8 protein-coding genes are annotated in these 8,158 nt (G+C 70.3%); 2 read left to right on the forward strand and 6 right to left on the reverse strand.

Annotated features, from left to right (window positions below; all coding sequences use genetic code 11):
- Positions 1 to 21 precede the first annotated feature (21 nt).
- From ACFVJS_RS24090 to eno, 5 genes are all read right to left on the reverse strand, one after another.
- Positions 22 to 741 (reverse strand): hypothetical protein, encoded by a 720-nt coding sequence (locus ACFVJS_RS24090; protein ID WP_378885770.1) that lies wholly within the window; start codon positions 739 to 741, stop codon positions 22 to 24.
- Positions 742 to 842: 101 nt separating this feature from the next.
- Positions 843 to 1,802: an exopolyphosphatase gene (locus ACFVJS_RS24095; RefSeq protein WP_378885772.1), complete on the reverse strand. Its 960-nt coding sequence runs from the start codon at positions 1,800 to 1,802 to the stop codon at positions 843 to 845.
- A 4-nt stretch (positions 1,803 to 1,806) separates the two neighbouring features.
- Complete coding sequence (locus ACFVJS_RS24100) at positions 1,807 to 2,316, reverse strand: DUF501 domain-containing protein (protein WP_378885774.1); 510 nt, start codon at positions 2,314 to 2,316, stop codon at positions 1,807 to 1,809.
- Between the two features lie 4 nt (positions 2,317 to 2,320).
- On the reverse strand, positions 2,321 to 2,920 hold the full coding sequence (locus ACFVJS_RS24105; protein WP_378885776.1) for a septum formation initiator family protein: 600 nt from the start codon (positions 2,918 to 2,920) through the stop codon (positions 2,321 to 2,323).
- Positions 2,921 to 3,101: 181 nt separating this feature from the next.
- The gene (eno, locus tag ACFVJS_RS24110) at positions 3,102 to 4,379 is read right to left on the reverse strand and encodes a phosphopyruvate hydratase (protein ID WP_378885777.1); all 1,278 of its coding nucleotides are present in this window, start codon (positions 4,377 to 4,379) and stop codon (positions 3,102 to 3,104) included.
- Positions 4,380 to 4,616: 237 nt separating this feature from the next.
- On the opposite strand from eno, the gene ACFVJS_RS24115 reads away from it, so the two are divergent.
- Positions 4,617 to 6,965 carry an esterase-like activity of phytase family protein gene (locus ACFVJS_RS24115; RefSeq protein ID WP_378885779.1) on the forward strand — a complete coding sequence of 783 codons (2,349 nt, stop codon included), beginning with the start codon at positions 4,617 to 4,619 and terminating at the stop codon, positions 6,963 to 6,965.
- A 61-nt stretch (positions 6,966 to 7,026) separates the two neighbouring features.
- Here ACFVJS_RS24115 and ACFVJS_RS24120 read toward each other — a convergent pair whose 3' ends face one another.
- On the reverse strand, positions 7,027 to 7,380 hold the full coding sequence (locus ACFVJS_RS24120) for a winged helix-turn-helix transcriptional regulator (RefSeq protein WP_378885780.1): 354 nt from the start codon (positions 7,378 to 7,380) through the stop codon (positions 7,027 to 7,029).
- Positions 7,381 to 7,472: 92 nt separating this feature from the next.
- On the opposite strand from ACFVJS_RS24120, the gene ACFVJS_RS24125 reads away from it, so the two are divergent.
- Positions 7,473 to 8,096 carry a malonic semialdehyde reductase gene (locus ACFVJS_RS24125; protein WP_378885782.1) on the forward strand — a complete coding sequence of 208 codons (624 nt, stop codon included), beginning with the start codon at positions 7,473 to 7,475 and terminating at the stop codon, positions 8,094 to 8,096.
- Positions 8,097 to 8,158: the final 62 nt, after the last annotated feature.

Below are 8,158 nucleotides of genomic sequence, written 5' to 3' on the forward strand. Positions count from 1 at the left end.
GGGGTGTCGACGGCTCGCGGATCAGCCGCGGAACCACTTGTCGGTCTTCTGCTCCTCCGCGGGGTCGACCGGCTCGGGAGCGAACTCCGGAGCGCCCTCCGGGGTCGGCTTGACCGCGGTGTCGCCGCCGCCCAGGTCGTCGTAGGAGGTCTGGTCGGACGCCTTGTCGGACTCGGCCGGCGGGGCCGGGACCTCGGTGGCGTAGGGGTCGGCGGGCGCGATCGGGTCGGTCAGCGGGTCACCGGTGACGCCGGCCTGCGGGGCCGACGGCGCCGGCGGAGCGGGCGGGTAGCCGCCGTACTCGCTGGTCGAGGACGAGCCGGTCGACTCCGGCGCCGCCGGAGCGGCCGGGGCCTCCGGGACGAAGGGGTCGGCGGCGGGCTCCGGAGTGGCCGTCGTGGCGGTCTCCGAGGTGGACTCCGGGACGGAGCCGTTCCGGTGCAGCTTGTCGGAGGCGACCCCGGCCGCGGCCGAGACCTTCTCCTTGGCCTGCTCGGCGTAAGGACTGGCCTTCTCCTTGACGGTGGCCGCGTAGGGCCCCGCCTTCTCCTTCACGACCTCGGCATAAGGAGCAGCCTTCTCCTTCAAGGGCGCCGCCTTCTCCGAGGCGGTCGCGAGGGCCGACTGGACGCGCGGGTCGCTGGTGACCTTGTTCGCGCCGGCCTTCAGCTGCTCAGACTTGTTCTTGACCAGCACGCCGACACCAGCGGCAGCGATGGCAAGCAGGATGAGCTTTTTCACTTCTTGACCTTCCGAGAGACAGCTTTGGTTCTGTTTGATGGGCAAACGCCGGTGAACCCAAACCTAGGCGCCAAACACAAAGATCAAGTCCCCCGACATGCCTAGTCTCTAACGGACCATGCGATTCCGTCGAGGATGTCGGACTCGGAGACGAGCAGAGAGTCGACGTTCGAGCGCCTCAGGATCCGACTGAGGATCACGCCGCCGGCGGCGATCACGTCGGCTCGGCCCGGATGCATCCAGGGCAGCGCGAGCCGCTCGTTGACCGTCATCGCCAGCAGCCGGTCGACGAGCCGGTGGACGTCGTCGGGCGAGACCTCGGCGTGGTCGGTCGCGGTGCGGTCGTACGCGTCCAGCTCGAGCAGCCCCATGGTCAGCTGGATCATGGTGCCGCCGACCGCGACCACGGTCGTGGCGGTCGCCGGGTCGACCGGACAGGCGTCGAGGTGGGCGTCGATGTCGCGTACGCAGGCCTCGATCTCATCCCGGGTGGGCGGGTCGGAGCGCAGGTGACGCTCATGAAGCCGTACGGAGCCGATGTCCATGCTGTCCGCCGCGCTGACGCGCGGCGAGCGCAGCGCGCGGTGATCCTCGTCTTCCCTCTCTGCGCTTGCTGTCTCCCCGAGGATGAGCTCGGTCGAACCACCGCCGATGTCGATGACCAGCACCGGCGGCGCAGGGGTGCCGCGCAGGTTGCGGGCCGCGCCGCCGAAGGAGAGCGCCGCCTCCTCGGCCCCGGTGACGACCTCGGGCGTGACCCCGAGCCGGTCGCGTACGCCGTCGGTGAAGGTCGCCGCGTTGGCGGCGTCGCGGGTGGCCGAGGTGGCCACGAAGCGCACCTTCTCGACGCCGTGCTCGCGGATCAGCGCCGCATACTCGTCGATGGCCCCGAAGGCCCGTTCCAGGGCCTCCTCGGCGAGCACACCGGTGCGGTCGACGCCCTGGCCGAGGCGGACCATGCGGGCCTCGCGTACGTCCTCGGTCAGGCCGTCGGCGGTGACCGTCGCGATCAGCAGCTTGATCGTGTTGGTGCCGCAGTCGATGGCAGCGACCTTCGTCACCGAGTCACTGCTCCTCGTCCTCCAGCTCCAGGTCCACGCAGGGACCGGACTTCCACCACTCACCGAGGCGCTCGAGCACCTCGTCGCCGAGCGGGTTGACGCCCGGGCCCTGAGCCAGAGCCTGGCCGGCGAGGACGTGCAGGCACTTGACGCGATTCGGCATCCCACCTGCGGAGATGCCGTGGATCTCGGGCGGGTCACCGAGCTCGTAGCGCGCCTCGAGGTAGGCCTCGTGGGCCTTGGCGTAGGCCGCGGCGAGCTCCTCGTCCTCGGCCAGCCGCGCCTCCATGTCCTTCATCACGTGGGTGCCCTCAAGGGTGCCGATCTTCGAGGCGGCACGCGGGCAGGTGAGGTAGAAGGTCGTGGGGAACGGGGTGCCGTTGGGCAGCCGCGGCTCGGTGGTCACCACATCGGGCAGCGAGCACGGGCAGCGGTGCCCGACCTCGTGGATCCCCCGTGGCTCGCGTCCCAGCTGTGCCGCGATCGCGGCCACGTCCTTGGGATCGATCGCCATGTCTTCAGTCTTTCTTCTGCTTGGGCGGGTCGATCTCCGACTCCGGCCCTTCTCCAGTCTGCTCCGGCGGGTCACCGGCCAGCAGCACGGAACCCCACGCATCGTCCCACCACGCCTTCGGCTGCTCCGCACTGCCCACCGACTCGGGGTCGGTGAGCTCCGGCTCGGTCTGGATCCGCTCGCCGTTCTCGTCGAGGGCGACGTACGCCGTCTCCCCCGGCATCACGAACCCGAACCGCTCCCGGGCCTGCTGCTGGACGTAGGCCGGGTCCTCCCAGCGGCGGGTCTGCTCCTCGAGCTGCTTGATGTGCTCCTTGCGCTGGGCGATCTCGGTCTGGAGCGCGTTGATGTCGTGGCGCTGCTGGAGGTAGGCGCGCAGCGAGGAGGCGTAGGAGATCACCAGCACGGCGGCCACCACGATGATCATCATCGCCCGGCCGGTCAGCTTCGGCCGGCGCAGCCGCTTGCGCAGCGCCTCGATGCCGCCGATCGACGCCGGGCGGGCGGGGATGGGAGCACGTGGTCGCCGCCCCGGACCCTGTGGGCCTCGGGATCGTTGAACACGCCTGCTCTGACTCTGCTGTCCCGGTCCCTGCGTTGCCACGTCGTTCATCCTCCCATCCGAGACCAGCGAGTCGGCGCATCTGTCCCGCCGAGCCGTGCCGAGTCGGCGCTACTGCTCCGCCAAATGACGCCGAGTCGGCGCATCTGCCCCACAACGGTGGGACATTTGCGCCGACTCGGCGGCAGGAACCGGGACAGACGCGCCGACTCGGCGCACGGGGTCAGGCCTGGTAGCGCGGGAAGGCGGAGGCGCCGGCGTAGCGAGCGGCCTCGCCGAGCTCGTCCTCGATGCGGAGGAGCTGGTTGTATTTCGCCACCCGCTCGGAGCGGGCCGGGGCGCCGGTCTTGATCTGGCCGGACCCGACGGCGACGGCGAGGTCGGCGATGGTGGTGTCCTCGGTCTCGCCGGAGCGGTGGGACATCATCGTCTTGAAGCCGGCGCGGTGGGCCATGTCGACCGCGTCGAGGGTCTCGGTGAGGGTGCCGATCTGGTTGACCTTGACCAGCAGCGCGTTGCCCTGGCCGCCCTCGATGCCGCGGGCGAGGCGCTCGACGTTGGTGACGAACAGGTCGTCGCCGACGAGCTGGGTCTTGTCACCGATGGCGTCGGTGATCGCCTTCCAGCCGTCCCAGTCCTCCTCGTCGAGGGGGTCCTCGATGGAGACGATCGGGTAGGCCGCGACGAGCTCCTCGTAGTAGGCGGTCATCTCCTCGGCGGTCTTCTTGGCGCCCTCGAAGAGGTAGGCCCCGTCTTGGTAGAACTCGGAGGCGGCCACGTCGAGCGCGAGCACGACGTCCTTCCCGAGCTCGTAGCCGGCCTTGCCGATCGCCTCGGCGATCAGGTCGAGAGCGGCGCGGTTGGACTCGAGGTTGGGCGCGAAGCCGCCCTCGTCGCCGAGGCCGGTGGCCAGGCCCTTGGCCTTCAGCACCGACTTGAGCGCGTGGTAGACCTCGGCGCCCATGCGCAGCGCCTCGGCGAAGGTCGGCGCGCCGATCGGCGCGATCATGAACTCCTGGATGTCCACGTTGGAGTCCGCGTGGGACCCACCGTTGAGGATGTTGAGCATCGGGACCGGGAGCACGTGGGCGTTGGGGCCACCGACGTAGCGGAACAGGGAGAGACCGGCCGAGTCGGCGGCGGCCTTCGCGACGGCGAGCGAGACGCCGAGGATCGCGTTGGCGCCGGCCTTGGCCTTGTTGGGGGTCGCGTCGGCCTCGATCATCGCCTGGTCGATGGCGCGCTGGTCGTCGGCGTCGAAGCCCTCGATCGCGGGGGCGAGGGTCTCCACGACGGCGGTGACGGCGTTCTGCACGCCCTTGCCGCCGTAGCGCTCGCCACCGTCACGCAGCTCGACGGCCTCGAAGGCTCCGGTCGAGGCACCACTGGGGACCTGGGCGCGGGCGAAGGTGCCGTCGTCGAGGACGACCTCAACTTCCACAGTCGGGTTGCCTCGCGAATCGAGGATCTCGCGGGCGCCTACGGCGTCGATCGAAGCCACTGAACTACTCCTGGGTCAGGACTGGATTGATTACTTGGGGGGTGATGTCCGTCAGCCTATTACTCGGCCGGATGGGCCTGGCGATTGGAACGTTAACCGGACAGTAGGGGCGCGCCGGGGGTTGCCCACCTGGTGTTCATCGGGGAGTCGGCCAGATGCCACGTACGTGACGCCTCGGCGCGCGGTGCCGCCGAGATCGTTCGTCCCGGTAAATGATTTTCCGAGAGGAACCCCGACATGCAACTCCTGCACAACCGACTCACGCTGGCCGGTATCGGCGCCTTGGCCATCGGGGGCCTGGGCGTCTCGATGATGACCGTCCTCGGCGGCACCGCCGCCGCTGGACCCGGCCGGCACGGCGAGTTCAGCCGGCTCGCGACGTATCCCGTCTTCCAGAACGTGCCTGCCGGGGTCGACCCGGCCGCTGCGACCGTCGCCGAGATCTCGGCCGTCTCCGAGGACGGGAAGACACTGGCTTACACCGACGCTGCCGGTGGCCGGATCGGCTTCCTGGACATCACCGACCCCTCGGCTCCCGAGGGCCTCGGCAGCCACGACGTCTCCGGCGGGAAGGGCGGCTCGCCCACGTCGGTCTCGATCGTGGGCGACCACGCGCTCGTCGTCGTGGACGAGTCCACCTACCCCGGTCTCGAGGACACCGAGTGGGAGGACGAGGAGCCTGCCGTCGGCACCCGTGCCGGACGGATCGACGTGATCTCGCTGACCGCGCCGCACGAGGAGGTGGCCTCGTACGATCTCGGCGGCCAGCCGGACTCGATCGCGGTCAGCCCGGACGGGACGTACGCCGCGATCGCGATGGAGAACCAGCGCAACGAGGCCGCCACCCCCGCCGGCGGCGAGGAGGGCGACCTGCCCCAGGCGCCGGCCGGCTCGGTCAAGGTGGTCAGCCTGGCCGGCACGCCGGACGCGTGGTCGATCACCGACGTGGCGCTGTCCGCGTCGGTGCTGACGGGGCTGGACACGCCGGAGGACGCCGAGCCGGAGTACGTCGACATCAATGCCGATAACCAGCTCGCGCTGACCCTCCAGGAGAACAACGGCGTCGCGATCATCGACCTCCCGTCCGCGACCGTCGAGACGGCGTGGAGCGCCGGGAACGCGGTCGTCGACGGCGTGGACGTGACCAAGGACGGCCGCTTCAACCCGGTCGACACCATCGACGCGCCGCGCGAGCCCGACTCGATCCAGTGGGTCGGGTCCGGGCTGGTCGCGACGGCGAACGAAGGCGACTGGAAGGGCGGCACCCGCGGCTGGACCGTCTTCCGCGCCGCGACCGGCGAGGTCGTCTGGGACGCCGGATCCAGCTTCGAGGACCTCGCCACGAAGCACGGCCTGCACAACGACGCCCGCGCCGCCAAGAAGGGCGCCGAGCCCGAGGGGCTGGCCTTCGACACCTTCGGCGGCGTGCCGTACGCCTTCGTGGGCTCGGAGCGCAGCAACTTCGTGGCCGTCTACGACATGCGTACGCCGTCGTCCCCGAAGTTCACGCAGGTGCTGCCGGCGACCAACGGACCTGAGGGGCTGCTGCCGATCCCGTCGCGCAACCTGCTGGCGATCTCTTCGGAGGAGGACTCGGCCGAGGACCTGGTGCGGGCCACGGTCTCGCTCTACGGCTTCGGGCGGAAGTCGTCGGCGACCTTCCCGACGGTCGAGTCGGCCTCTCAGGACGGCAAGCCGATCGGCTGGGGTGCGCTGGGTGCGCTCTCCAAGGTCCCCGGCGACCCCGGGAAGCTCTACGCCGCCAGCGACGCCGCCTACGCCACCGGCCGTATCTACACCCTGGACGTCCGCCGCTCCCCTGCCGTGATCCGCGACGTGCTCGAGGTCACCGACTCCTCCGGCGAGGTCGCCGAGGATCTCGACATCGAGGGCCTGGCCGCTCGCCGTGGCGGCGGCTTCTGGGTGGCGGACGAGGGGGCGACCGGCGCCGGGAACGCCCTGCTCCGCCTCGACCGCAACGGCCGGATCGCCGAGACGGTCCCGCTGCCCGCGGAGATCGCCGAGAAGGTCGGCAAGTGGGGCCTCGAGGGCGTCACGGTGACCGGGAGGCGCGCCTCCGAGCAGGTGTACGTCGCGCTGCAGCGCCCGCTGTGGGCCGACTCGACCGCGAAGAAGCCCGGTGTGGACGGCGCGAGCACCGCCCGCATCGGCCGCTACACCCCGGCCACGGGCGAATGGACGTGGTTCGGCTACGGCCTGGAACCGACCTCGGTGGCCGGCGACTGGGTCGGGCTCTCCGAGATCACCGCCATCGACGGCGACACCCTCGCCGTCATCGAGCGCGACAAGCAGAACGGCACGACGGCCGCGATCAAGCGGGTCTACACCGTCGACGTGCCCCGGACGGGCACCACCGGGCTCAGCCCCGTGAAGCCGCTGCGCAAGCACCTGGCGTACGACCTGCTGCCTGCGCTGCAGAGCACCCACGGGTGGACCCAGGAGAAGCTCGAGGGCTTCACGGTCGGCGCTGACGGGCACGCCTACGCGGTGACCGACAACGACGGCCTCGACGACGCCACTGGGGAAACCGTCTTCCTCGACCTCGGCAGGGCGTTCAAGCACTGAGGATCATCAGCACTCCGGCCCGTCACCATCCGGTGGCGGGCCGGAGTCGTCGGTGGACCGGTCAGTCCTCGGAGCAGCGGCCGGGCGGGAGGTGGGTGCCGGCCCATTCGGTCAGCGCGTTGAGGGTCGGCGCGAGCGCGTCACCGGACCCGGTCAGCGCGTAGCGGACCGCGACCGGCGGACCGGGGTCGACCTCGCGGGCGAGCAGGCCGAGACCGGCCAGCTCGCTGAGCCGCTCGGAGAGCATCGAGTCACTGATGCCGGTCACCGCGCGCTTGAGCTCGGCGAACCCGAGGGGGCCCTGGGTCAGGCTGCCGAGGATCACGCCGTTCCAGCGCTTGCCGAGAAAGTCGAAGGCCCGAACGAGCGCTGCGTTGCACACCTGGGGATCGTGCACGGGCTTCGTCGCGGGCATGGGTCCAGGGTACAGGGATTGCCCGAATCCTGAGGAACTACTATTTTCGAAGTAACCGGAATATCCCTAGCAACCCCGGAGTTCAGAGCGACATGACCGACACCACTGTGCTTGAGACCCCTGCCCTCGAGAAGCTGGACGCGCGCGGCCGCGAGATCGTCTTCACCGGCGCCCGCACGTCCAACACCTTCGCCGAGACGCCCGTGACCGACGAGGAGCTCGCCGACATCTGGGAGCTCACCCGCTGGACCCCGACGATGGCCAACACCCAGCCGCTGCGGATCGTGTTCGTGCGCACCGCCGAGGGCAAGGAGCGCCTCCTTCCCCACATCGCCGAGGGCAACCTCGAGAAGACCAAGGCCGCGCCGGCGACCGCGATCGTCGCCTACGACAACAACTGGCACGAGGAGATCCCGAAGGTCTTCCCGATCCGCCCCGAGATGAAGGACTACTTCGAGTCCGACGAGACCGCGCGGCACGGCGCAGGCGGCTGGTCCGCCGGCCTGCAGGCGGGCGCGTTCATCCTCGCCGTCCGCGCGGCAGGTCTCGCCGCCGGCCCGATCGCGGGCTACGACACCGCGGGCGTCGACAAGGAGTTCTTCCCCGAGGGTCACTGGACCACCAAGATGATCGTCAACATCGGCCACCCCGGCGAGAACCCGTGGTTCGACCGCCTCCCTCGCGTCGCCGAGGAGACCGCGGTCAAGTGGGCCTGAGAACCCCGCCCCGAGTCGGCTCGTCCTGACCGGGATCATCGCCGAGTCGGCTCGTCATGACG

It is taken from the genome of Nocardioides sp. NPDC057772 (genome assembly GCF_042798075.1).
In the GTDB taxonomy this organism is placed as follows: Bacteria; Actinomycetota; Actinomycetes; order Propionibacteriales; family Nocardioidaceae; genus Nocardioides.

Coding starts and splice junctions, on each gene's coding strand:
- ACFVJS_RS24120 (WP_378885780.1), bottom strand. CDS start 7,380: ATGCCCGCGACGAAGCCCGTGCACGATCCCCAGGTGTGCAACGCAGCG.
- ACFVJS_RS24125 (WP_378885782.1), top strand. CDS start 7,473: ATGACCGACACCACTGTGCTTGAGACCCCTGCCCTCGAGAAGCTGGAC.
- ACFVJS_RS24115 (WP_378885779.1), top strand. CDS start 4,617: ATGCAACTCCTGCACAACCGACTCACGCTGGCCGGTATCGGCGCCTTG.
- ACFVJS_RS24100 (WP_378885774.1), bottom strand. CDS start 2,316: ATGGCGATCGATCCCAAGGACGTGGCCGCGATCGCGGCACAGCTGGGA.